Here is a 23,882-nt window from a genome sequence, read left to right as displayed (position 1 = left end):
GGTGCGGTCCCGCGCGCGGATGCGGGTGGGCCCGGTCTCAGGCTGCGCCGGGGGCAGTCAAGCCGAGGGCGAGCCAGACGACGACGGCGCCGGCGGCGGCCAGGCCCCAGCTGGCGAGGGAGCCGATGAGGAACTCCTCCGCGCGCGAGCCGGCTCCGCGGTCCGCCGAGATCTCCGGGAAGCGCACGATGCCCTTGGCCGCCATCAGGGCCGCGATCACCGGATAGGCCTGCGCGAGCCCCAGGACGACCATGAGCAGTCGCTCCATGGGCCCGATGTAGCGACCGCCGCGCAGGCCGTCGGCCGCGGGGTCCGTGGGCGCGGCGGACGGCACGGTCGTGGGCTCCGCCGCGGGGTCCTCCGCCTCCTCGTCGCCCCCGTCGGCGGACCGGCCCGCCAGGGCGAGGACCGCGCGGGTGACCCGGTTGCCGGTCTCGGTCAGCGCCACCGTCACCGCCAGCAGCGTGAGTGCCGGGGGCGCGGAGCGCAGACCCGCGGGCGCCAGGGTCGACTCGAGCACGGCCACCAGGCCGACCGCGGCCGCCACCGCGACCACCCCGAGCGGCCGGTCCGGGTGCAGCCACGTCCAGCCCATCAGCAGGCCGAGGGCCACCAGGCCGCCGCCCACCGCGACGGAGATGCCGGTCGGCGCCAGGACGGCCACCAGCACCGCGGCGAGGACGGCGGCCACCGCCGCGCCGGCCCGGGCCAGCCACCGCCGCCGGGGGGTGGGCCAGGCGCCGGGCAGGACGGCGTCGAGCAGGTCGTGCAGCCCCAGCGCGAGCAGGGCGAGGGCGGTCACGGCGCGACCTCCGTCGCCGCGGCGGCGAGCTCGGCGTCCAGCTCGAGCAGCCGGTCGATCCCGGACCGCGCGACGGCCTGTGACACCGCGGACTGCGTGATCCGCTCCGCCCGTGCCGCCTCCGCCTGGGTCGCCCCGCCCAGCAGGGCGGCGGCGATTCGGCGTTCGCGGGCCTTGAGTCGGCCGAGGACATGGTCGCGCAGCAGGACGAGCCCGTCCACGGCGGCGGTGAGGGACGGGTCCGCGGCGCGGAAGGCGGTCGCGGCTCCGACAGCCCGCTCATGCGCGCGCTCGACGGCCTCGCGGGCCCGATACCAGGCCGGTCCGTCCTCGATGCCGTCTCCGCCGGCGTCCAGGGCCCGCCGCTGCCCCAGGCCGATCCCGAAGCGCAGGTCCAGGCCCGGGGGCAGGGCGAGCGTGACGCGGACGGTCAGCCGGAGCGCGTCCGGCCAGGTGCGGTGCAGCGCCTGGAACTCGTCGCCGACGCTGGCCCAGGCGGGACGCAGCGGCGGGACGTCCTGTTCCGCGGCCGCGAAGGCGGCCAGGATCTGCTCCTGCGCGCGGTCCCGGTCCGGGAGGGCGCGGGAGCCGACGATGTCCGCGATCACGGCCGCGACCGGGGGTGCTGCGCTCATGGCGTCACACTATCACTGATATGAAGATATTCATCAGTGTTTTCATAACACCCCGGGGCGCGGAACGCGCCGGGCGGTCACTGCTCCCGCTTCATCTGCCGCAGCTCCTTCTTGAGCTCGCCGACCTCATCGCGCAGGCGGGCCGCGAGCTCGAACTGCAGGTCCGCCGCCGCCTGGTGCATCTGCTGCGACATCTGCTCGATCAGATCGGCCAGGTCCTTGGCGGGCAGCGACGCCGGGTCCACCGCCGGGGCCTCGGCACCCTCCCCCGTGGCCGGGGCCCGGTCCAGTGAGCTGAGGCCGCGGTGGCCCATGCCGAAGTCGAACCCGGACTTCACGCCCCCCATGCCCTTGAGGAAGTCGGCGGTGTCCGCGTCCTCCCGGGCCAGCTGGTCCGTGATGTCCGCGATGCGCTTGCGCAGCGGCTGGGGGTCGATCCCGTGCTCCTCGTTGTACGCGATCTGCACGGCCCGGCGCCGCTCGGTCTCGTCGATCGCCCGCCGCATGGAGTCCGTGACGTTGTCGGCGTACATGTGGACCTCGCCGGAGACGTTGCGGGCGGCGCGGCCGATGGTCTGGATGAGGGAGGTGGTGGAGCGCAGGAAGCCCTCCTTGTCCGCGTCCAGGATCGCCACGAGCGAGACCTCGGGCAGGTCCAGGCCCTCGCGCAGCAGGTTGATGCCCACCAGCACGTCGAAGGTGCCCTTGCGCAGCTCCCGCAGCAGCTCCACGCGGCGCAGCGTGTCCACATCCGAGTGGAGGTACTCGACCTTCACCCCCGCCTCGAGCAGGTAGTCCGTGAGGTCCTCGGCCATGCGCTTGGTCAGCGTGGTCACCAGGACGCGCTCGTCCTTGGCCGTGCGCACCCGGATCTGCTCGAGCAGGTCGTCGATCTGGCCCTCGGTCGGCTTGACCACCACCTGCGGGTCCACCAGCCCGGTGGGCCGGATGATCTGCTCGACGTAGCCGTCCGCCTGGCCGAGCTCGTAGGCGCCCGGCGTCGCGGAGAGGTACACGGTCTGCCCGATCCGTTCGAGGAACTCATCCCACTTCAGCGGGCGGTTGTCCATGGCCGAGGGCAGGCGGAAGCCGTGCTCCACGAGGGTGCGCTTGCGGGACATGTCCCCCTCGTACATCGCGCCGATCTGCGGGATGGTCACGTGGGACTCGTCCACCACGAGCAGGAAGTCGTCCGGGAAGTAGTCCAGCAGGCAGTGCGGGGCGGAGCCGGCGGGACGGCCGTCGATGTGGCGCGAGTAGTTCTCGATGCCGTTGCAGTAGCCCATCTGCTGCATCATCTCGAGGTCGTACGTGGTGCGCATGCGCAGCCGCTGCGCCTCGAGGAGCCTGTCCTGGGACTCCAGCTCCTGCAGCCGCTCCCGCAGCTCGTCCTCGATGGTGGTGATCGCCCGGCCCATGCGCTCGTCGCCGGCCACGTAGTGCGAGGCCGGGAAGATGTACATCTCCTCCTCCTCGCGCACCACCTGGCCGGTGAGCGGGTGCAGGGTCTGGATGGACTCGATCTCGTCCCCGAAGAACTCGATGCGCACCGCGAGCTCCTCGTACATGGGGATGATCTCCACGGTGTCCCCCCGCACCCGGAAGGTGCCGCGGTGGAAGTCGACGTCGTTGCGCACGTACTGCATCTGCACGAACCGCCGCAGGAGCACGTCCCGGTCCATCTCCGCACCGCGGCGCAGGGTGACCATCTGCTCGATGTACTCCTCGGGCGTGCCGAGGCCGTAGATGCAGGAGACGGTGGCCACCACGATCACGTCCCGCCGGGTCAGCAGCGCGTTCGTGGCCGAGTGGCGCAGCCGCTCGACCTCCTCGTTGATGGAGGAGTCCTTCTCGATGAAGGTGTCCGTCTGCGGGACGTACGCCTCGGGCTGGTAGTAGTCGTAGTAGGAGACGAAGTACTCGACCGCGTTGTTGGGCAGCAGCTCCCGGAACTCGTTGGCCAGCTGCGCCGCGAGCGTCTTGTTCTGCACCATCACCAGCGTGGGCCGCTGGAGGCGCTCGACGAGCCACGCCGTCGTCGCCGACTTGCCCGTGCCGGTGGCGCCCATCAGGACGACGTCCTTCTCCCCCGCCTCCACGCGCTCGGCGAGCTCGGCGATGGCCTTCGGCTGGTCACCGGAGGGCTGGTAGGGGGAGATGACCTCGAACGGGGCGACGACGCGGTTGATCTTCTGGGCCAGGCTCATGGCAGAACCCTACGTCGCGCCCCGGACACCCCGGCGGTCAGTCCGCCGAGGGCTCAGCCGCGCCGGGGGCGAGGAACCGGTCCCACACCTGGTTCGCCACGGACGCGAGCCGCTCGAGGTCGGCGTCGTTGACGATGACCACGTCCGCGACGGCGCGCCGCTGCTCGTCCGTGGCCTGGGCCGCGATCCGCGCCTCGGCGTCCGCGCGGCTCATGCCGCGGTCCTCCACCATCCGGCGCAGGCGCTCCTCGAGCGGGGCCTCCACCACGATCACGAGGTCGAACGCGTCCGCCTGCCCGGTCTCCACCAGCAGCGGCACGTCCTGGACCACGACGGCGTCCGGCCCGGCCTCGGCGACGATGCGCCGGGCCGCAGCCCGGATCCGGGGGTGCACGATGCGGTTCAGGCGCTGTCGGGCGCCCTCGTCCCCGAAGACGATGCGGGCCATCTCGACGCGGTCGAGCTCACCGTCCGCGGTGATGACGCGGTCCCCGAACTCGTCCTGGACGGCGGCCAGCCCGTCGGTGCCCTTCTCGAGGACCAGCCGGGCGAGGGCGTCCGAGTCCACCAGGAGCGCGCCACGCTCCTGCAGGACACGGGCCACCGCGGACTTGCCGGCGGCGATCCCGCCGGTCAGGCCCACATGGACGCGCGGCCGTTCGGCCACCGGGTCGGTCTCGGTCATACGCGCTCTCCTCGGGCGGCCTCGAGCTGAGGCTGGATCTTGGCCTCCCAGTATGCCCGGACGGCCTCCTGCAGGTCCTCGAGCGAGCCGTCGTTCTCGATCACGGTGTCCGCGATCTCGGCCCGCTCCTCGTCCGCCGCCTCCTCGTCGATGAAGGCCCAGGCCCGCTCGCGGGTCATGTCGTGGGACTCCATGAGCCGGGCGACGCGCACCTCGGCGGGAGCGGAGACGGCCAGCACCTGGTCGAAGTCCTGTCCGGAGCCGGTCTCGGCCAGCAGGGCCAGGTCGACCACCAGCACGGAGTCCTCGCCGATCTCGCGGGCCCGGCGGTTCGCCTCGTCGCGCACCGCCGGGGAGACGATCTCGTACATGCGCGTCCGGGCGGTCGAGCTCTCGGTGGTGAGCCGGTTGAGGGTGCGCGCGTCCAGGGTGCCGTCCGCGCGGACGATGTCCTCGCCGAAGACCGAGCGGAGCTCCTCGAGCACGGGGTTGCCGGGCACGAGGATCTCCCCCATCAGGTCGTCGAACTCCACGACGACGGCGCCCAGCCGCTCGAGCTCCGCGCCGACCTCGGTGCGGCCCGCGGCGATGCCGCCGGTCAGGCCGACGGTGACGAGGGCCTTGGCCGCGTCGATGCGCTGCTGGTGCCACGTCTTCGGGGTGTGCGTGTCGTTCTCCGGCTCGGTGCCGACCTCGAACTCGGGGCGGATCACGAAGTCCGAGACGTCCACGCCGTCCTCGGTGGCGCGGCGGCGGTACTCCTCGACCGGCAGCACCTGCTTCCACTGGCGGGTCCGCATGGGCCGCGCGGCACCCGCGTCCTCGCGCAGGGCCTGCAGCAGCAGTGCGGCCTGCGTGACGGTGATGAGCAGGATGGGCAGGCCGATCACGATGATGACCTCCTGCAGCGCCGCCAGGCCGTTCTCGCCCGCGGTGAGGATGATGGCCGCGCAGACCGCGCCGATGGACACGGCCCAGAACACGGACTGGCGGCGGGGCGCGGCATCCTCGTGGCCATTGGCCATCGCGTCCATCACGAGCGCGCCCGAGTCGATCGAGGTGATGAAGAACAGCGTGATGACCACGAGCGCCACGACCGCGGCCACCGTGTAGAGCGGCGTGCCCTGCAGGTGCTGGAACAGGGCGGCCTGGACGTTGCCGTCGGTGACGATCGTCTGCGTGAGGTCACCGCCCTGGCCCGGCGCCGGCGCGGTGGCGCGGTCCGACTGGAACGCGGAGTAGCCGTAGATGCCCATCCAGATGATGACGAACGCCGTGGGCAGGCCGAGGCCGGCCATGATGAAGGAGCGGATGGTGCGGCCGCGTGAGATGCGGGCGAAGAACATCCCCACGAAGGGCGCCCACGTCACGGTCCAGGCCCAGTAGAAAACGGTCCAGTCACCGGACCACTGGCCCGAGTTGTACGTGTCGTTGTAGGTGGAGAGCACGGGCAGCATGGAGGCGTACTCGCCGATCGCCTGCACGGTGCCGCGGATGACGTCCATGCTGGAGACGGCCCACATCAGGACGTACACGAGCAGGGCGATCGCCAGCAGGATGTTGGCGTAGGACAGCCGCTTGACGCCCTTGTCCATGCCGACCAGCACGGAGGCCGTGCCCACGGCGGTGACGACGGCCAGGATGAGCGCCTGGACCCAGCCGGCCACGGGGGTGCCCAGCACGTAGTTCATGCCCGCGTTGATCTGCAGGGCGCCCAGGCCCACGGACACGCCGAGGCCGAACACGGTGGAGACCACGGCGATGATGTCGATCGTCTTGCCGATGGGGCCGTGGATGCGATCGCCGAGGAGGGGCTGGAAGGCGGAGGACACGCGCGGGGGCAGCTTGCGCTTGTACGTGAAGTAGCCGAAGCACAGGCCCGGGACGAGCAGGATCGCCCACATGTGGATGCCGAAGTGGAAGTTCGCGATCGCCATGGCCTCCGAGGCCGCGCGGTCGGAGAACGGCTCCGTCCCCGCCATGGGCGGGTTGGCGTAGTGGTTCATCGGCTCCGCGATGCCCCAGAACATCAGCACCGCGCCGACGCCGGCGGCGAACATCATGCCGAACCAGGTCAGGCCGGAGTACTCCGGCACCGCGTCGTCGTCGCCGAGCTTGACCCGGCCGTACCGGGTCACGGCGAGGATGAACAGGAACGCCACCAGCAGGGTCAGGCTGAGGGTGTAGATCCAGCCGACGTCGTAGCGCAGCCAGCTCGAGACCACGCCGAAGGCCGCCTGGACCGGGCCAGGGAACAGGCCCATCGCGGCGGTGAAGAGCACGACCGCGGCGGCCGAGCCGAAGAAGATCGCCGGACTCGTGCGGAGCCCCAACGTGTCGTGCAGGCGAGTGAGCGGGGAAGTCATGAGTCTCCCGGGACAGGGTCATGGGAGGCCCGCGGCGGCACGCGTGCTCGCTCACCGGTGGGCCGGTGCCGGGTGGCACGGTCTTCCACTGTACCGAAGCTCACGTCGGGGCTCGACGGCGTGCCCGTCCTCGGCCAGCCCCTAGGGTGGGGTCATGCCCGATCCCGCCCCCGCCCCGACCGCGCGCTGCACGGTCCTGCCGGCGTCCGCCCGCGACCCCGACGGCTGGCTGGAACGGGAGGTGGAGATCCGCCGCAGCCGCTTCCTCACCTACCTCGGGCGCGTCGAGGACGAGGCGCAGGCGCGCGAGATGGTCGCCGTCCTGCGGCGCCGGCACCACGACGCGCGGCACGTGTGCAGCGCGTTCGTCCTCGGCCCCGCCCGGGACCGGATGCGCTCCAGCGACGACGGCGAGCCCGCCGGCACGGCCGGCGTCCCCATGCTCGAGGCCGTCCTCCAGCGCGAGACCGCGCCGGGCCGGACCGACCTGACGGACGTGTGCGCCGTCGTCGTGCGCTGGTTCGGGGGGATCAAGCTGGGCGCCGGGGGCCTGGTGCGCGCCTACTCGGACTCGGTGTCCGGGGCACTCGACGCCGCCCCGCTGCGCACCCGCTCCCGGCTGGCCCTGCTCGCGGTGGAGGCGCCCCACACCGACGCCGGCCGGTGGGAGAACGAGCTGCGCGCGGCGGGCGTGTCCGTGCTGGAGGCGAGCTACGGCGCCGCGGGGGTCCGCCTGACGGTCGGCGTGCCGGACACCGAGGAGGCCCGCGCGGCGTTCGCGGCGCGGCTCGCGGACGTCACGGCCGGCGCGGGGCATGCGGAGCGGATCGGAGAGGACTGGGTGGACCATGAGTGAGCCGTTGCCCCGGGGGGTCACCCCCGATGTCGCCCGTGGCGGGCTGCCGGACGACCTCACCGCGGGCGTGGACTTCGCGGCGCTGGATCGGTGGCCGCTGCCGACCGAGCCCGACCGCCAGGCCCACGACGCGGCGGACCTGCTCCTGCTCGACACCCTGGCCGGGTGGATCGCGAGCGGGCACGTCCCCGGCCCGGTGGCCGTCCTGGAGGACCGGCACGGCGCGCTGACCCTGCCCCTGCTCACGGCCGGCCACGACGTCCGGATCCACCAGGACGACGCCTCCGCCGAGCGCTCGCTGGACGCGAACCTCGCCGCGTGGCGCGCCGCCGGTCGCCTCGGCGGGGAGACGGGCGAGCTCGAGCGAACGGCCACGCCTGAGGAGGCGGCCCGGGGCGCCCGGACGGTCCTGCTGCCGCTGCCCCGCTCGCTCGACGAGCTCGACCGGCTGTCCCGGATCGTCGCAGCCGTGGCCGACCCCGGCGTGGTCCTGCTGGCCGGCGGCCGCGACAAGCACATGAGTCCGCGCATGAACGCGGTGCTCGGCGCGGCGTTCGAGGACGTCGTCGCCGGACGGGGACGCCGCAAGGCGCGCGTGCTCACGGCCCGGGGCCCACGTCCCGGCGTGACCCCCCGGCCGCCGGAGGAGGCCGACCGCGACGTCCCCGGCGTGGGGCGCCTGCACCTGGTGGCCCACGCCGGCACCTTCGGCGGAGCCGCCGCCGACCCGGGCACCCGTCTGCTGCTCACCTCGCTCGCCGACGACCCGCGCCCGCCGGGGCGCGCCGTGGACCTGGGGTGCGGCAACGGGCTGCTCTCGGTCGGGGCGGCGCGGCTGTGGCCGCACGTCACCGTGCTGGCCACCGACCAGTCCGCCGTGGCGGTCGCCTCGACGCTCGCCACGGCCCGCGCGAACCGCGTGGCGGACCGCGTCCGGGCCGTGCGCGACGACGCCCTGACCACGTGGCCGGACGGGACGGAGGAGTGCGTGCTCCTGAATCCCCCGTTCCACGACGGCAACGCCGTGGACCCCTCCGTGGCCCACCGGCTGGTGGCGGCCGCGGCGCGGGTGCTGGAGCCGGGCGGCCGGCTGTGGTGCGTCTGGAACTCGCACCTGCGGTACCGGCCGGTGCTGGAGGACCTCGTCGGGCCGACCCGGCAGACGGCGCGCGACCGCACGTTCACCGTGACGGTCTCCGAGCGCCGCTGAGCGCGGCCGTCGGGTCCCGTCCGCTCCCCCACGGCCAGCCCCCCGGGACGCGACGACGCCCCGCCCCTCCGGAGGGAGGGACGGGGCGTCGGGTGCTCGGCGCGGGCCGTCAGGGACGGTCACGCACCGCGGCGATCAGTTGCCGGTGAGCTTCTCGCGCAGGGCGGCGAGGGCCTCGTCGGAGGCCAGGGTGCCTCCGTCCGAGGACGGGGCCTCGGAGGAGTAGGACGAGCCGCCCAGGCCCGCACCGGCGTCGGCGCCGGCGGTGGCCTCCTCCTGGAGGGAGCGGCGCACCTGCTCCTTGTGGGCCTCCCAGCGGGCCTGAGCGTCGGCGTACTGCTGCTCCCAGGCGGCGCGCTCGGTCTCGAAGCCCTCCATCCACTCGTTGGTCTCGACGTCGAAGCCCTCGGGGTACTTGTAGTTGCCCTCCTCGTCGTACTCCGCGGCCATGCCGTAGAGCGCCGGGTCGAACTCGGTGCCCTCGGGGTCCACGCCCTCGTTGGCCTGCTTGAGGGACAGGGAGATGCGGCGACGCTCGAGGTCGATGTCGATGACCTTGACGAACAGCTCGTCGTTGACCGACACGACCTGCTCGGCGGTGTCGATGTGGCGCGAGGCCAGCTCCGAGATGTGCACGAGGCCCTCGATGCCGTCCTCCACGCGGACGAACGCACCGAACGGCACGAGCTTGGTGACCTTGCCCGGCACGACCTGGCCGAGGGCGTGGGTGCGGGCGAAGAGCTGCCACGGGTCCTCCTGGGTCGCCTTCAGCGACAGGGAGACACGCTCGCGGTCCATGTCCACCTCGAGGACCTCGACGGTGACCTCCTGGCCCACCTCGACGACCTCGGACGGGTGGTCGATGTGCTTCCAGGACAGCTCGGAGACGTGCACGAGGCCGTCCACGCCGCCCAGGTCCACGAAGGCGCCGAAGTTGACGATGGAGGACACGGTGCCGTTGCGGACCTGGCCCTTCTCCAGCTTGTGGAGGAAGTTGGAGCGGACCTCGGACTGGGTCTGCTCGAGCCAGGCGCGGCGGGACAGGACCACGTTGTTGCGGTTCTTGTCCAGCTCGATGATCTTCGCCTCGAGCTTCTGGCCGATGTAGGGGGCCAGGTCGCGCACGCGGCGCATCTCCACGAGGGAGGCCGGGAGGAAGCCGCGCAGGCCGATGTCGAGGATGAGGCCGCCCTTGACCACCTCGATGACGGTGCCCTCGACGACGCCGTCCTCCTCCTTGATCTTCTCGATGTCGCCCCAGGCGCGCTCGTACTGGGCGCGCTTCTTCGAGAGGATCAGGCGACCCTCCTTGTCCTCCTTGGTGAGGACCAGGGCCTCGACGGTGTCGCCCACGGCCACGACCTCGTCCGGGTCCACGTCGTGCTTGATGGACAGCTCGCGGGACGGGATGACGCCCTCGGTCTTGTAGCCGATGTCGAGCAGGACCTCGTCGCGGTCCACCTTGACGACGGTGCCCTCGACGAGGTCGCCATCGTTGAAGTACTTGATGGTCGCGTCGATGGCGGCGAGCAGGTCCTCGGCAGAGCCGATGTCGTTGATGGCGACCTGCGGGGCGTTGGAAGTGGTGGTCATGTAGGAGGGACTCCGTTGGGATCGGGGGTCACGTCGGGATCGATGCCGCCGGTGGGCGGCATCCGGGCACCAGAGGGGCCCCACCCGGCGTGGGTCGTGATGGACATGTATCAAACGCGCACGAATGTGCTCGTCCAGCGTATCAGAAGCCGACGAGGGTGTGCAGGGGTCGGCTGGGTCGCACAAGCCCGTCGAACGCCTCCGCCGCGCCGGCCCGCAGCTCCGCCACGACACCGGCCTCCGCCAGCACCGCGGCGCCGGCCCCGCGGGAGTGCCCGCCGAGCCAGAGCGCGGAGAACCGGGCCGCGTCGAGCCGGAGCCCCGCGCCCATGCGGACGGCGTCGGCCGCGGGGCCCAGCCGCTCGGCGGCGCCGCGCCCCTGGCGGACGGTGAGCCGCCACGTCCCGTCGATCGCGCCGAGCGCGTCCTCGACGGCGACGACGACCTCCCCGTCGCCCGCCCAGCCACGGGCCGCCATGGCGGCGGGCAGGTTCAGGACCCGCAGGTACAGGTCGTCGGAGCCGCGGTGCCGGCTCACCCGCCGCTCGTCGACGAAGAGCGCCTCGAGCCAACCGGGCTCGGGTGCGCGGCCCCACTCGATCCGCTCGACCAGGTCCAGCCGGGCCAGGTGGTGGACGAGCCCGCGCCGCGCGTCGGCGGTCGCCGCGAGGAACGCGGTGACGGTGATCGTGGGCGGCTCCTTCTCCCAGCCCTCGAACCGATACAGCGCGACGCCCTGGACCCGCCCGTCGTCGTCGCGGTGGACCGCCGCGTACAGCCCCGAGCCGCGCCCCTCGTTCCGACTCGCCTCGCGGTCCTCCCAGCGAGGCACGCTGAACGAGGTCCGCTGGACCGAGCCCGGGGTGGCCGGCAGCACCCGCCCGTACAGCTCGTCCACGAGGCCGGGGATCTCCCGCGGCTCCTCGACCGTGACCCGCCCGCCGGCCGGGGCGCCCGTGAACGCGGGGGCGCCCGAGACGTCGATCCGCACGGCGTGCCACCGGGTGGCGGCCCCGAAGCCGAAGCGGCCGTAGATGGCGGCCTCGGTCGCGGTCAGGGCGGCCGCGCACAGGCCGGCGTCGCGGGCGTCCGCGAGGGACCTGAGCATCATGGCCCGCAGCACGCCGCGCCGGCGGGCGTCCGGCGAGACGGTCACGTCGGTGATCAGCCAGGCGTCGACGGTGCGGCCGGGCGACGTGGTCAGCGGCTGCACGAAGTCCTCGAAGGTGGCGGCGGGGCGGCGGGCCGCCGGGTCGTCCCCCGGCGCGTAGACGCCGAGCCGGCGCCGTCCGTCGGCCGCGTGGGCCTCGAGCTGCTGGCGGAGCGCGGCGCCCGTGGGCACCGTCTCGTAGAAGCCCCGTTCGACCGCGGCCGCGAAGTGCGATGCGGCGGGGTCCTCGGGGCCGAGGACCCCGAGGTCACGCAGCGCGAGGCCGTGCTCGCCGAGCCGGTCCTCGGCGGCGTCGGCCAGCCGCCGCAGCGACGGACCCTCCGGCGCGTCAGTGTGCGGCGTCATGCCAGCTCCTTCCCTGGCCGACGTGCACGTCGAGCGGCACGGAGAGCTCGGCGGCCCGGCCCATCCGCTCCTTCAGGAGCGCCGTGGCCTTCTCGAGCTCGGCGGCCGGGACCTCGAGGATGAGCTCGTCGTGGACCTGCAGCAGCAGGCGCGAGGCCAGCCCGTGCTCCTCGAGGCCGGCCTGCACGTCGAGCATCGCGCGCTTGATGATGTCCGCGGCCGAGCCCTGGATGGGGGCGTTGAGCGCGGCGCGCTCGGCCATGTCCCGCAGCTGACGGTTGTCCGAGCTGAGGTCCGGGAGGTAGCGGCGGCGCCCCTCGATCGTCGAGGTGTACCCGTCCTGTCGGGCCTGCGCGACGACGTCGCGCAGGTAGTCGCGCACGCCGCCGAAGCGGTCGAAGTAGCCCTTCATGAGGCCGCGCGCCTCGTCCACCGAGATCTTCAGCTGCTTGGACAGCCCGAAGGAGGACAGCCCGTAGGCCAGGCCGTAGCTCATCGCCTTCACCTTGGCGCGCTGCTCGGCGGTGACGTCGTCCGGGTCCACGCCGAACACCTGCGAGCCGACGAACGAGTGCAGGTCCTCGCCCTCGCGGAAGGCCTGGATCAGCCCCTCGTCCTCGGACAGGTGCGCCATGATGCGCATCTCGATCTGGGAGTAGTCGGCCGAGAGCAGCACGGCCTGCTCGCCGGCCACCTCGTCCGCCACGAACACCTCACGGATGCGGCGGCCCGCCTCGGTGCGCACCGGGATGTTCTGGAGGTTCGGGTGCAGCGAAGACAGCCGGCCCGTGGCGGCGGCGGTCTGCGAGTAGGTGGTGTGGATGCGGCCGTCCGGGGCGACGGTCTCGAGCAGCCCCTCCACGGTCTGCCGGAGCTTCGTGGCGTCACGGTGGGCCATCAGGTTCTCGAGGAACGGGTGCCGGGTCTGCTCGAGCAGGTCCTGCAGCGAGTCCACGTCCGTGGAGTAGCCGGTCTTCGTCTTGCGCGTGCGCGGCATGTTGAGCCGCTCGAACAGCACCTCCTGCAGCTGCTTGGGCGAGCCGAGGTTGACCTGCATCCCGCCGGTCTCCTCCGCGACGGACGCCCACGCGGACTCCTTGGCGGCGTCGGCGGCGTCGGTGAAGTCCTCGCGCAGGCCGGTCAGGGCGTCGACGTCGACGGCGATGCCGGTCAGCTCCATCCGGGCGAGCAGCCGCGAGAGCGGGATCTCGAGCTCCTGCAGCAGCCGCTGGGCCCCGCGGTCGAGCACCTGGGGCGTGAACTGGGTCGAGAGACGGCGCACCACCCAGGCGGCCCGCACGGCGTCCGCGGCGCGGTCCGCCCGTTCGGCGGCGGCTTGACCTCCGTCGAGGTCGAACGACCCCTGCGCCCGCTGCTGAGCGGACTCGCGCGGGGCGGTGAGGGGGGTGTGCAGATGCGCCTCCGCCAGCGCCTCGAGCGAGGTGTCCCGCCGGTCCGGCTGGATCAGGTAGGCCGAGAGCAGCACGTCGTCCACCACGCCGTCCAGGGCCGCGTCCGGGCCGAGCCCGTCGCCCTCGGTGGGCGCGGCCAGCGCCTTGAGCGTGCGCTTGAGGTCGTGCACGGCCTTGGCCAGTCCGCCCTCGCCCAGGGCCTCGCGCACGGCGGCCACCAGCGCCGGGTCCGGGGCGTCGCCGTCGAGGGTGACGTGCAGGCCCGCGTGCTCGCCCACCAGCGCGACGCCGACGGGCGTGCCGAACGTGCCGGGCACGGGCACCTTGCGGCGGGGCAGCAGGGCCGGGCCCTCGACGTCCACGTGGACGCCGAGCAGGTTGCCGGCCTCGGCGGCGAGGAAGGATCGCACGTCCTCGGCCGTCGTCGCCTCGGTGAACTCCGGGGCGGCCTCGACCTCGGGGGGCGGCGCGTCCTCGCCCACCCGCTCGCCGAACACCTCGAACACGCGCTCCCGGATGCGGTTGAACTGCAGCGCGTCGAACAGCTCCTCCACGGGCTCGCGCTCGGGCATCTCGAGCCGCATTGCCTCGAGCCCGATCGGCAGGTCGAGGTCGCGCACGAGGGCGTTGAGGCGGCGGTTGCGGCGCACGTCCTCGAGATGCTCGCGCAGCGCCTCCCCCTTCTTGCCCGTGATCTCGTGCGCGTGTGCGAGCACGCCGTCGAGGTCCCCGTACTGCTTCAGCCATTTCGCGGCGAACCCGGGACCGACGCCGGGCACGCCGGGCAGGTTGTCCGCGGCCTCGCCGACGAGGGCCGCGAGCTCGGGGTACTGGGCGGGGGCGACCCCGTACTTGGCCATGACGGCGTCCGCATCCATCGGCGGGATGTCGGAGACGCCCTTCTTGGGGTAGAGCACGGTGGTGCGCTCGGAGATGAGCTGGAACGCGTCCCGGTCACCGGAGACGACGACGGCCTCCCACCCCGCCTCCTCGGCGCGCGCGGACAGAGTGGCCACGATGTCGTCGGCCTCGTAGCCCTCCAGCGTGAGCGTGGGGATGCCCAGGGCCTCCATGACCTTCACGGTCAGCTCGATCTGGCCCGCGAACTCCGCGGGCGTCTCGGAGCGGCCGGCCTTGTACTCACCGTACTCCTCGGAGCGGAACGTGGGCCCGGAGAGGTCGAACGCCACGGCCACGTGCGTGGGCCGCTGCTGCCGGATCATGGTCAGGAGCATGGCGGTGAAGCCGTACACGGCGTTCGTGTGCTGGCCCGTGTCCGTGGCGAAGTTCTCGGCGGGCAGCGCGTAGAACGCGCGGAACGCCATCGAGTGCCCGTCCAGGACCAGCAGCCGCTGCGGGGCCTCTGGGGTCGGATCTGCCGCCATGGGTGCTCACGTCTCCTCTCGGCGCGCGGCGCGGGGCGCGCCGGTCGCGTGTGCCAGCCTAGTGCTCATGAGTGAGCACACCGAGACCACCCCCGCCGCCTCCGAGCGCGTGTACCGCCCCGGCGTCACCCCCGAGCTGAGCCCCGCCGAGCTGGAGGCGGCCTGCGCCGAGGCCGGTCTGACGCCCGAGCTTGTCACCGCCCTCGGCGGCGCGGCGATCAGCCCCCTCGCCCAGAAGATGGGTCTGCGCTTCCTCGAGCTCACGGCCGAGCGAGCCGTCGCCACCCTGCCCGTGGCGGGCAACGAGCAGCCCGTCGGGCTGCTGCACGGCGGCGCCCACCTCGTGCTCGCCGAGTCCCTGGGCTCGATGGCCGCGAAGATCCACGCCGGGCCGGACCGCAACGTCGTCGGGGTCGAGATCAGCGCCACGCACCACCGGGCCGTCCGCTCGGGCCTCGTGACCGGCACCGCGACCGCCGTCCACCTGGGCGGCACCCTCGTCACCCATGAGGTGGTGATGACGGACGAGCAGGGCCGGCGGCTCTCGACCGCCCGCATCACCAACCTGGTCCTGGCGCCGCGCCCCTGAGGCGGCACGGCCCGCCCCGGGAGACGGGACGGGCCGGGCCGACGCCGCGTGCGGGCGGTCTCAGACCTCGTCCGGCGCGCGGGGAGCGGGCTCGCCGTGCTCGCGCCCCGGGGTGTCCTCGGCGAGCTCGTCGTAGTGCCCGGGGTTCATGGGCACCCCCGTGAGATAGGCCGAACGGGCCAGGGCCATCGTGGCCACCGAGGCCGAGCCCAGCTGCAGCACCACGATCAGGGCCACCTTCACGAACGCGGCCACCCCCGGGGCCAGTAGCAGGGCGCCCACCACGATCAGGATCATCCCGACGCCGCCGGCGGTGCCCACGGCGGAGACGCGGGTGTAGGGGTCGGGGAACCGGATCAGACCGAGTCCCGCGGTGACGAACGCAAGGGCTCCGATCACCACGAGCACGGAGCCGGCGGCGGTCAGGACGACGTCCACGGGTGCGACCTCCTCAACGCTTGCCGCGCGTGAGCGCGCGGGCCAGGGACATGCCGGACAGGAAGGCCACGACCGCGGCGATCAGGACCAAGTCGAACGTCCACGGGTTGTCCGCCCGGACGCCGAACAGCACGAGCATCCCGAGCACGCTGAACGTGAGCAGGTCGCCCGAGACCGCGCGGTCCGCGTCGAGCGGGCCCACCACGATCCGGTACGCGGACACGAGCGCCGACACGGTCAGCAGCGCGATGGCCAGGTCGATCCCCACCAGGGACCAGTCGTAGGCGAAGGGCATCATGCCACCCCCGTCTTCCGCATCGCGTGGAGCATGCGCGCCTCCATGTCGTGGATCTCCGCGCGCAGGGCGTCGGCGTCGTCAGCGTACAGGCCGTGCACGTAGAGCAGGCGCCGCGCGTCCGGGTCACCGTCCTCGTCACCGACGGCGCCGGCACGCCGGGTGCCCAGCGTCAACGTGCCGGGCGTCAGGGTGATCAGCGCCGAGAGCAGGGTGACCTCGGCGTCCGTGCGGCAGTTGCTGCGCACGCGGGCGATGCCCGAGCGCGCCTGGACGCCGGGGGTGACGAGGTCCTTGATGACCGCCTTCGAAGAGGTCACCAGGGCCCACGCGTACCAGCACCAGAACACGAGCCACCGCCAAGGCCAGGACACGGCGGAGGCCGTGCCGGGCGCCAGGTCGACGGTCCCGTCGGCGGGGGCGACGGTGTGCATGGGGGCGTCTCCTTCCGGAGGCTGCGGGAGTGCGGTGCTCATGGGTTGAGCACCGCCTCGATGTACCTGCTGGGGTCCATCAGGCCCTGAGCCGCGAGGTCGGTGACGGTCCACAGGGCCTGACCGCCGAGCCCGAGGGCGAGGGTGGCCATAGCTAGGACGACGGCGGGGGCGGCCAGCCGGCCTGGGATGCGGGAGCGCGTGACGTCCTCGTCCGGATCCACGGTCACCGGCAGCACGCCCGTGGGCGGATCGAGGGTTTCCTGCGAGGCCCACGACTCGGTGCGCTCGTGGTCGGTGCTCGAGCCGCGGCCGGAGGGCGACGGCACGGAGCCCGCCCGGCCCACGATGGGCATGGCCGCGGTGGCCAGGCGCTCGCGGTGCCCGTGTGGGGCCGTCGGAGCGCCCCAGAACCAGGCGTCCCACACCCGCAGCAGAGCCCACAGGCTCACCAGGGAGGCGCCCAGCACCAGCGCAGCGGTGACACCGCGGCCGGCGTCCAGGCCGGCGCTGACGAGCATGAGCTTGCCCACGAACCCGGAGAAGGGCGGGATGCCGACCAGGGAGAGCAGGCCCACGAAGAAGGCGACGGCGATCAGCGGCTCGCGCCGGGCCAGGCCCTGCAGGTCCGCGAGACGGCCGGTGCCGTAGCGCACCTCGATCGCGCCGGCCGCCATCAGGAGGCAGCCCATCGCCACCATGTGGTGCACGAGGTAGAACAGGCCCGCCGCGAGACCCAGGCGCGTGGAGAGCCCGAGTCCGACGAGGATGCCGCCGATGCCGCTCACCATCTGCCACGACAACACGGCGCGCACACCGTGCTCACCGACCGAGGCGAGCGCACCCACCACGAGGGTGGCGAGGGACAGGACCAGGATGAGCGGCAGCAGACGCGCATCGCCGTCGTACATGACGGAGTAGATCCGGTAGAGCCCGTACACGGCGACCTTGGTGTGCAGGGCGGCGAAGAGGGCCGTCACCGCCGGGGAGGTCGAGGAGTACGCCCAGGCCAGCCAGCCGTGCAGCGGGGCCACCGAGGCCTTGATGGACAGTGCGAACAGCACCATGCCCGCGGCGATCGCGATGCGTGGGTCCGCCGCGGCGGACCCGGCGAGCATCGCGAGGTTCACCGAGCCGGTCAGCCCGTAGACGAAGCCGACGCCGACCAGGAGGATCGTGGAGGTTAGCAGGTTGAGGGTGACGTACAGCCGCGCCCCGTCCACTCGGCGCAGGGGCTCACGGCGGTTGGCGGAGAGGACGTAGAGGCCGTAGCTGGGCACCAACATGACCTCGATGAACACGAACAGGTTGAACAGGTCCGCCGTCAGCAGGGCGCCGTTGACTCCGCCGATGAGGATCAGGAGCAGCGGGGCGAAGAACTGGGAGTTAGCGACGCGGGAGCCGTAGGCGAACGCCGCGCCCACGATCGTGAGGGCGCTCGTGAGCACGAGCATCAGGGCGGACAGCATGTCCGCTGCGAAGCCGATCCCGATGCCCCCGGGCCAGCCGCCCAGCGAGGTGGCGAGCACGGACCCGTCGAGGGCGTGGACGCCCAGGGCCAGCCCGCCGGTGGTGACGAGTCCGAGCACCGCGAACAGGACTGCCCGGTGGAGGCGGGGACGCTCCCCCGCCAGCACGAGCAGACCGGCGGACAGCAGCGGGACGGCGGCGAAGAGGGGCAGCAGCTGGCCCAGCGGGACGGCGCTCATCGACGCACCTCCGGGCCCTGGCCGGCGTAGTGCTGCGCGATCCGGCCGGCCGCGGCGTGCCGCTCCTCGCGCGGGAAGCGTGCGTCGGCGGCGGCCTGCTCCAGGGAGTCGCGGGTCTCCCCCGGCGAGGCCACCGCGTCGTCCGCGCGCCCGGTGACGGCCAGCGCGAGCAGCAGCACGGTGATCGCGAAGGCGATCACGATAGCGGTCAGGACGAAGGCCTGCGGCAGGGCATCGGCCTGCACCTCGACGTCTGAGGTCCCCGCGAAGGGCAGCCCGCGGCGGTCGGTGCCGCCCGCGGCGATGATGGCCAGGTTGGCGGCGTGGCCCAGCAGGACCATGCCGAGGATCACGCGCAGCAGCTCGCGCTTGGAGAACAGGTAGAACGCGCCGAAGGTCAGAAGTCCCACGGTAAGGGCGACGGTCATCGGGTGACCTCCTCTCGTGCAGTCGTGGTGGTCGGGGCCGAGGGATCGGAGGACGGGGCCGCCGGCGCGACGCCGGGGTCACGGCTCGAGGCGCGGAGCGGGTCCTCACCCGGCCGCTCGGGGCCGAGCAGGGAGAACGCGGCCACGATCAGGCCGATCACGGCCAGGTACACGCCCATGTCGAACGCGAGCGTGGTGGAGAGCCCGTAGTCCAGGACCTTCACTCCCGCGGCTCCGAGGAAGCCCTTGCCGGTGAGGTAACCGACGATCCCCGTCGCGGTGCCGACGGCGATGCCCGAGCCGATGAAGGCCAGGTACGGCCACCGCAACTCCGGGGCCGTGTCCGAGTCGGCGGCCAGGTAGAGCAGGGCGTAGCCGGCACCGGCGACCAGTGCGGCGATGAAGCCGCCGCCGGGCTCGTAGTGCCCGCGCAGCAGCAGGAACGCGGACAGCAGGATGATCAGCACGCCGAAGACACGGCCGAACACCCGGATGTGGACGAGGTTCTCGCGCACGTGGGCGAGTGGGGAGCGCATGTCCACGGCGGAGGGCTGTGGAGGCGTCGGCCGACGGTTGAGCAACAGGGCCGCGATGGTCAGCGCCGTCGCCCCGAGCACGGTCATCTCGCCCCACGTGTCCACGGCGCGGAAGTCCACGAGGATCACGTTCACCACGTTGGTCCCCCCAGCCTGGGCATAGCTCTGGGTCAGGTAGAAGTGGGCGATCTCCGACATGCTGGAGCGGCCGGTGAACGCGAGCACGCCCAGGGTCGCGGCGACGCCGGCGACGGAGGCGGCGAGGACCGCCTGCATCCTGCGCGGGGTCGGCTCGTCGCTGAAGCGGGCGGGCAGGCGGCGCAGCAGCAGCACCATGACGCACACCGTGAGCACCTCGACCATCAGCTGGGTCAGGGCCACGTCCACGGCGCCGAGGGTGAGGAACCACAGGGTCATGCCGAACCCTACGACGCCGACCACCACCATGGCGGCGATGCGCGTCTTGGCGCGGATGGTGGCGATCACGCCGGCACCCACCAAGACGACCAGCACCCAGTCGTGCCAGCGCGAGGGCTGGCCGACGACGGCGGGCAAATCCTCGATCGTGGCGACACCGGCCACGGCGAGGAGCCCCAGGACCAGGGCGGGGATGAGGAGGTGGGGGCGGGGAGCCAGGGTGCCGGAGGCGCGCGAGACGACCGCGCCGACGCCGATCAGCCGGTGCCGAACCTCGTCCACCGCATCCAGGGCGGAGAACGGCAGGGCGGCGTGGGAGGCCACGCGCTCCACCGGGCGGCGCAAGGCCACCAGCAGCAGACCGAGCACGATGATGGCGGCGGAGACGAGCAGGGCCGTGTTCACGCCGTGCCACAGCGCCAGGTGCGCGTGCACCTCCGCGCCGGAGGCGGCCTCGGCCGCGTAGGAGACGGGGGTGTCCAGCACACCGGGCAGCAGGCCCAGGGCCACGCCCGCGGCCGCGGCCAGCACGGGCACGCCCCAGAAGGTGGCAGGAGCCTCGTGGACCTCGTCCTCCCGGCCGGTCGGCCACGAATGGGCGGCCCCGTCCGGGCTTGGACCCCAGAGGCCCAGGGCGCCGAGCACGAGACGGCCGGAGTAGGCCACGGTGAACACGGAGGTCAGGGCGATGCCGGCGGTGACGAGGACGGGGAGCCATGCGGGACCGGGGGTCCCGAGAGCGGCCTCGACCAGGCCCTCCTTGGAGATGAAGCCGAACAGCGGCGGGATGCCCGCCATCGACAGGGCGGCGACGGCGATCGCCGTGCCGGTGACCGGCATGCGCACGTGGCGGGCCGCGAGCTCTCGCAGGTCGCGGGTGCCGGCCTCGTGGTCGACCACGCCGATCAGCATGAACAGCGCCGACTTGAACAGCGCGTGCGCCACGGTGTGCACGATCGCCGCGGTAAGCGCGACGGGGGTGCCGATGCCGATGGCGGTCACCAGCAGGCCCAACTGGCTCATCGTGGAGTAGGCCAGCAGACCCTTGAGGTCGTGGCGACGGATCGCGGAGACGGCGCCCAGCAGGGCCGTAATGAGGCCCGAGCCGATCAACAGCGCGGACCACACCGGGTTCCCGGCCAGGACCGGGCTGAACACCAGCAGCAGGAAGATGCCGGCCTTGACCATCGCCGCGGCGTGCAGGTAGGCGGAGACCGGGGAGATGGCCACCATGGAGTCCGGCAGCCACGCCTGGAACGGGAACTGGGCGGACTTGGTGAACGCGGCCACCGCCAGCAGGACGGCGACCGTGGTGGTGAAGCCCGCCTCGGACCACACGTCCGAGGCCAACACCCCGGACAGCGAGGCAGTGCCGGTCCGCACGGCCATGAGGGCGACGGCGGCCAGCAGCGCGAGGCCGCCGCCCACGGTCACGAGCAGGGTCCGGATCGCGGGGTCGCGGGCGTGGTCCCCCGAGCGCCCGATGAGGAAGAAGGAGGTGAAGGAGGTGAACTCCCACGCGACGAAGAGGACCACGATGTTGTCGGCGAGCACCAGCAGCAGCATCGACGCCGCGAACGCGGTCATCAGCAGGTAGAAGGAGCCGGGGCGGCTCTCCGCGCGGTCCCGGCTGAGGTACCGGCTGGAGTAGGCGAGGATCGCCGCGCCGATGACGAGGACGATCATGGCGAACACGAGGGCCAGGCCGTTCAGCCGGAGGTCGAGGTCCACCCCGACCGCGGGGATCCACGGATGGTGCTCCGTCCGGACGCCGCCCGTCCACGCCGCGATCAGCACGCCGGCCGCGGCCAGCAGGGGTGCGGCCAGGACCCAGCCCGCGTCCCTGCCCAGCGCCCGGGAGGCCGGGACGGCCGCCACCACCGAGAGGAGGGTCAGCAGGAGGCTGGTCAGGAGCACAGGACACCACTCATCTCGGGTCGATCGGTCACGGACACGGCGCCCACGGCGGGTGGCCGCGCGCCGACGGTGCCCGAAGTGGGACTCGAACCCACACGCCTCTCGGCACCGCATTTTGAGTGCGGCGTGTCTACCGATTCCACCATTCGGGCAGTGCCGCCCGGAGGCGGGACTCGATCACCCTATCAGCGCCCCGACCCGGCGTCCCCGGCCTTCCGGCGGGGGGTCCCCGCCGCCGCGCCCGCGCCGCGCCCATGGCGCACGGTAGCCTGGTGGACCACCAGCGGCGCCACACCGACGCCGTCCCGGCCCGCACGAAGGAGCTGCCGTGTCCACGCTGACGCCTCCCGAGGAGACCGGCCTGCGGGCCGTCGTCGCCGAGGACGAGACCCTGATCCGCCTCGACCTGGTGGAGGTGCTCACCGGGGCGGGATACCGGGTGGTCGCCGAGGCCGGCGACGGCCGCGCCGCCGTCGAGGCCGTGCGCGAGCACCGCCCGGACATCGTGGTGATGGACGTGAAGATGCCCGTGATGGACGGCATCGCGGCCGCGGGCGAGATCGCCGGGGAACGGCTCGCCCCCGTGGTCATGCTGACCGCCTTCAGCCAGCGCGAGCTGGTGGAGCGCGCCCGGACCGCCGGGGCCATGGCCTACGTGGTCAAGCCCTTCACCGAGGCCGACCTGGTCCCCGCCATCGAACTGGCCGTGGCCCGCTTCGACGAGCTGCGCAGCCTCGAGGCCGAGGTGCGGGACCTGGGCGACCGCCTGGAGACCCGCAAGATCGTGGACCGGGCCAAGGCGCTGCTCCAGGAGCGGATGCGCCTGACCGAAGCCGAGTCCTTCCGCTGGATCCAGAAGACCTCCATGGACCGGCGCCTGACCATGCGGGAGGTCGCGCAGGCCGTCATCGACCAGGTCGGCTGAGCGGCGCCCGCGCGCTCGTCAGAACGGGGAGCGGGCCGGCCAGAAGCCGACCGGCTCGCGCGTCTGCGGCGAGGCGGCGGACGAGCCGCCCGCGGCGTCGTCGCCCACGCGGTGCACGCGCAGCGTGTTCGTGGAGCCCACGGCCCCGGGAGGGGACCCGGCGGCGATGACCACGAGGTCGCCGTGCTGGGCGATGCCCTCCGATGTGAGCGACTGCTCCACCTGGAGGGTCATCTTGTCCGTGGAGTCCTGGAACGGGACCATCTTCGGGTAGACACCCCAGGTCAGGCACAGGATGTTGTGCGTGTGCTCGTGGTGGGTGAACGCGTAGATCGGCTGACGCGGCCGCAGGCGGCTGAGCCGACGGGCCGAGTCGCCGGACTCGGTGAACGTGGCGAGGAACGGGATCTCGAGCTGGTTCGCGACCTCGACGGCGGCCCGGGTGATCGCGCCGCCGCGCGTGCGGGGACGCGAGCCGAGCGGGTGGATGAGCTCCAGGCCGTGGGTCTCGGTGGACTCGATGATCCGGGCCATCGTCTGGACCGTCTCGACCGGATATGCGCCCACCGAGGTCTCGCCCGAGAGCATGACGGCGTCCGCGCCGTCGAGCACGGCGTTGGCGCAGTCCGAGGCCTCGGCGCGCGTCGGGCGCGGGCTGTCGATCATCGACTCGAGCACCTGCGTGGCCACGATGACCGGCTTCGCCCAGCGGCGGGCGAGGTCCACTGCGCGCTTCTGCACCACGGGCACGTCCTCGAGCGGCAGCTCCACGCCGAGGTCGCCGCGGGCCACCATGATGGCGTCGAACGCGTCCACGATGGCCTCGAGGTTCTCCACCGCCTGGGGCTTCTCGATCTTGGCGATGACCGGGACCCGGCGCTCCTCCTCGTCCATGATCTCGTGCACCCGGTCCACGTCCGCGGCGTCCCGCACGAAGGACAGCGCCACCATGTCCACGCCGGTGCGCAGCGCCCAGCGCAGGTCCCGCTCGTCCTTCTCGGACAGGGCCGGCACGTTCACCGCCACGCCGGGCAGGTTGATCCCCTTGTTGTCCGAGACCATGCCCGGCACCTCGACCTCGGCCAGCACGTCCGTGTCCGTGACCTCGACGGCGCGCAGGCGCACCTTGCCGTCGTCCACCAGGAGCACGTCACCGGGGGCGACGTCCCCGGGCAGCCCCTTGTGGGTGGTGCCCACCAGCTCCCGGGTCCCGGGCACGTCCCGGGTGGTGATGGTGATCCGATCGCCCCTCTCGAGCAGATGCGGGCCGTCGGTGAAGCGGCCGAGGCGGATCTTGGGGCCCTGGAGGTCCGCGAAGATCGCGACCGGGCGCCGCTCCTCCACGCTCAGCCGACGCACCCGCTCGTAGGACGTCTCATGCACCGCGTGGTCGCCGTGGCTCATGTTGAGGCGGACGACGTCCGCCCCCGCGCGGATGATGGCGCGGGTGGTCTCGTCGGAGTCGGTGGCGGGGCCAAAGGTGGCGATGATCTTCGCGTGTCGCATGCGACCCACGATAGGGGGCGG

General features: G+C 72.9%; 19 protein-coding genes and 1 tRNA gene. 4 read left to right on the top strand and 16 right to left on the bottom strand.

Annotated features, from left to right (window positions below):
- Nucleotides 1-37: 37 nt before the first annotated feature.
- From AC3RJ9_RS05295 to coaE (AC3RJ9_RS05275), 5 genes are all read right to left on the bottom strand, one after another.
- On the bottom strand, nt 38-802 hold the full coding sequence (locus tag AC3RJ9_RS05295) for a hypothetical protein (RefSeq protein ID WP_036315322.1): 765 nt from the start codon (nt 800-802) through the stop codon (nt 38-40).
- Nucleotides 799-1,437: a SatD family protein gene (locus AC3RJ9_RS05290; RefSeq protein WP_036315325.1), complete on the bottom strand. Its 639-nt coding sequence runs from the start codon at nt 1,435-1,437 to the stop codon at nt 799-801. The genes AC3RJ9_RS05295 and AC3RJ9_RS05290 overlap by 4 nt, the downstream gene beginning before the upstream one ends.
- A 77-nt stretch (nt 1,438-1,514) precedes the next feature.
- The gene (uvrB, locus tag AC3RJ9_RS05285) at nt 1,515-3,644 is read right to left on the bottom strand and encodes an excinuclease ABC subunit UvrB (RefSeq protein ID WP_036315328.1); all 2,130 of its coding nucleotides are present in this window, start codon (nt 3,642-3,644) and stop codon (nt 1,515-1,517) included.
- A 37-nt stretch (nt 3,645-3,681) separates the two neighbouring features.
- Nucleotides 3,682-4,329 (bottom strand): dephospho-CoA kinase, encoded by a 648-nt coding sequence (coaE, locus tag AC3RJ9_RS05280; protein WP_036315330.1) that lies wholly within the window; start codon nt 4,327-4,329, stop codon nt 3,682-3,684.
- Nucleotides 4,326-6,695 (bottom strand): dephospho-CoA kinase, encoded by a 2,370-nt coding sequence (gene coaE / locus AC3RJ9_RS05275; protein ID WP_041102705.1) that lies wholly within the window; start codon nt 6,693-6,695, stop codon nt 4,326-4,328. The genes coaE (AC3RJ9_RS05280) and coaE (AC3RJ9_RS05275) overlap by 4 nt, the downstream gene beginning before the upstream one ends.
- A gap of 154 nt (nt 6,696-6,849) precedes the next feature.
- Between coaE (AC3RJ9_RS05275) and AC3RJ9_RS05270 the strand changes: the two genes are divergently transcribed.
- Together AC3RJ9_RS05270 and AC3RJ9_RS05265 are read left to right on the top strand one after the other, a co-directional pair.
- Nucleotides 6,850-7,551, top strand: a complete 702-nt coding sequence (locus tag AC3RJ9_RS05270; RefSeq protein ID WP_036315334.1) for an IMPACT family protein — start codon at nt 6,850-6,852, stop codon at nt 7,549-7,551.
- Nucleotides 7,544-8,761: a class I SAM-dependent methyltransferase gene (locus AC3RJ9_RS05265; RefSeq protein WP_233569897.1), complete on the top strand. Its 1,218-nt coding sequence runs from the start codon at nt 7,544-7,546 to the stop codon at nt 8,759-8,761. Before AC3RJ9_RS05270 ends, AC3RJ9_RS05265 begins: the two co-directional genes overlap by 8 nt.
- Before the next feature lie 135 nt (nt 8,762-8,896).
- Here AC3RJ9_RS05265 and rpsA read toward each other — a convergent pair whose 3' ends face one another.
- The 3 genes from rpsA to polA form a co-directional block, all read right to left on the bottom strand.
- The gene (rpsA, locus tag AC3RJ9_RS05260; protein WP_036315338.1) at nt 8,897-10,354 is read right to left on the bottom strand and encodes a 30S ribosomal protein S1; all 1,458 of its coding nucleotides are present in this window, start codon (nt 10,352-10,354) and stop codon (nt 8,897-8,899) included.
- 142 nt (nt 10,355-10,496) lie between these two features.
- Nucleotides 10,497-11,870: a GNAT family N-acetyltransferase gene (locus tag AC3RJ9_RS05255; protein ID WP_123243861.1), complete on the bottom strand. Its 1,374-nt coding sequence runs from the start codon at nt 11,868-11,870 to the stop codon at nt 10,497-10,499.
- Nucleotides 11,854-14,667: a DNA polymerase I gene (gene polA, locus AC3RJ9_RS05250; protein WP_123243862.1), complete on the bottom strand. Its 2,814-nt coding sequence runs from the start codon at nt 14,665-14,667 to the stop codon at nt 11,854-11,856. The genes AC3RJ9_RS05255 and polA overlap by 17 nt, the downstream gene beginning before the upstream one ends.
- Nucleotides 14,668-14,734: 67 nt before the next feature.
- Here polA and AC3RJ9_RS05245 point away from each other — a divergent pair, with 67 nt between their 5' ends.
- Complete coding sequence (locus AC3RJ9_RS05245; protein WP_036382804.1) at nt 14,735-15,256, top strand: PaaI family thioesterase; 522 nt, start codon at nt 14,735-14,737, stop codon at nt 15,254-15,256.
- 60 nt (nt 15,257-15,316) lie between these two features.
- Here the strand turns inward: AC3RJ9_RS05245 and AC3RJ9_RS05240 are convergent, their stop codons facing one another.
- From AC3RJ9_RS05240 to AC3RJ9_RS05210, 7 genes are all read right to left on the bottom strand, one after another.
- Nucleotides 15,317-15,694, bottom strand: coding sequence for a cation:proton antiporter (locus AC3RJ9_RS05240; RefSeq protein ID WP_123243863.1), 378 nt, complete (start codon nt 15,692-15,694; stop codon nt 15,317-15,319).
- A gap of 13 nt (nt 15,695-15,707) precedes the next feature.
- Nucleotides 15,708-15,992, bottom strand: a complete 285-nt coding sequence (locus AC3RJ9_RS05235) for an MrpF/PhaF family protein (protein WP_010078747.1) — start codon at nt 15,990-15,992, stop codon at nt 15,708-15,710.
- On the bottom strand, nt 15,989-16,423 hold the full coding sequence (locus AC3RJ9_RS05230; RefSeq protein WP_010078748.1) for a Na+/H+ antiporter subunit E: 435 nt from the start codon (nt 16,421-16,423) through the stop codon (nt 15,989-15,991). The genes AC3RJ9_RS05235 and AC3RJ9_RS05230 overlap by 4 nt, the downstream gene beginning before the upstream one ends.
- Nucleotides 16,424-16,461: 38 nt before the next feature.
- Entirely contained in the window at nt 16,462-18,132 is a 1,671-nt protein-coding gene (locus tag AC3RJ9_RS05225; RefSeq protein WP_010078749.1) for a monovalent cation/H+ antiporter subunit D family protein, read from the bottom strand.
- A complete protein-coding gene (locus AC3RJ9_RS05220) occupies nt 18,129-18,560 on the bottom strand; it encodes a cation:proton antiporter subunit C (RefSeq protein ID WP_010078750.1) in 432 nt (143 codons plus the stop codon). The genes AC3RJ9_RS05225 and AC3RJ9_RS05220 overlap by 4 nt, the downstream gene beginning before the upstream one ends.
- The gene (locus AC3RJ9_RS05215) at nt 18,557-21,430 is read right to left on the bottom strand and encodes a DUF4040 family protein (RefSeq protein ID WP_060973953.1); all 2,874 of its coding nucleotides are present in this window, start codon (nt 21,428-21,430) and stop codon (nt 18,557-18,559) included. Before AC3RJ9_RS05215 ends, AC3RJ9_RS05220 begins: the two co-directional genes overlap by 4 nt.
- Nucleotides 21,431-21,500: 70 nt before the next feature.
- Nucleotides 21,501-21,582, bottom strand: a tRNA-Leu gene (locus AC3RJ9_RS05210).
- Nucleotides 21,583-21,758: 176 nt separating this feature from the next.
- On the opposite strand from AC3RJ9_RS05210, the gene AC3RJ9_RS05205 reads away from it, so the two are divergent.
- Entirely contained in the window at nt 21,759-22,355 is a 597-nt protein-coding gene (locus AC3RJ9_RS05205) for an ANTAR domain-containing response regulator (RefSeq protein WP_010078752.1), read from the top strand.
- An 18-nt stretch (nt 22,356-22,373) separates the two neighbouring features.
- Here the strand turns inward: AC3RJ9_RS05205 and pyk are convergent, their stop codons facing one another.
- Entirely contained in the window at nt 22,374-23,861 is a 1,488-nt protein-coding gene (gene pyk, locus AC3RJ9_RS05200) for a pyruvate kinase (RefSeq protein ID WP_123243864.1), read from the bottom strand.
- Between the last annotated feature and the right edge of the window lie 21 nt (nt 23,862-23,882).

This window comes from Micrococcus sp. 63XJN7_6_ISO-PGPR-S23-444 (assembly GCF_058072765.1).
This window is presented reverse-complemented; position numbering and strand designations above follow the sequence as displayed.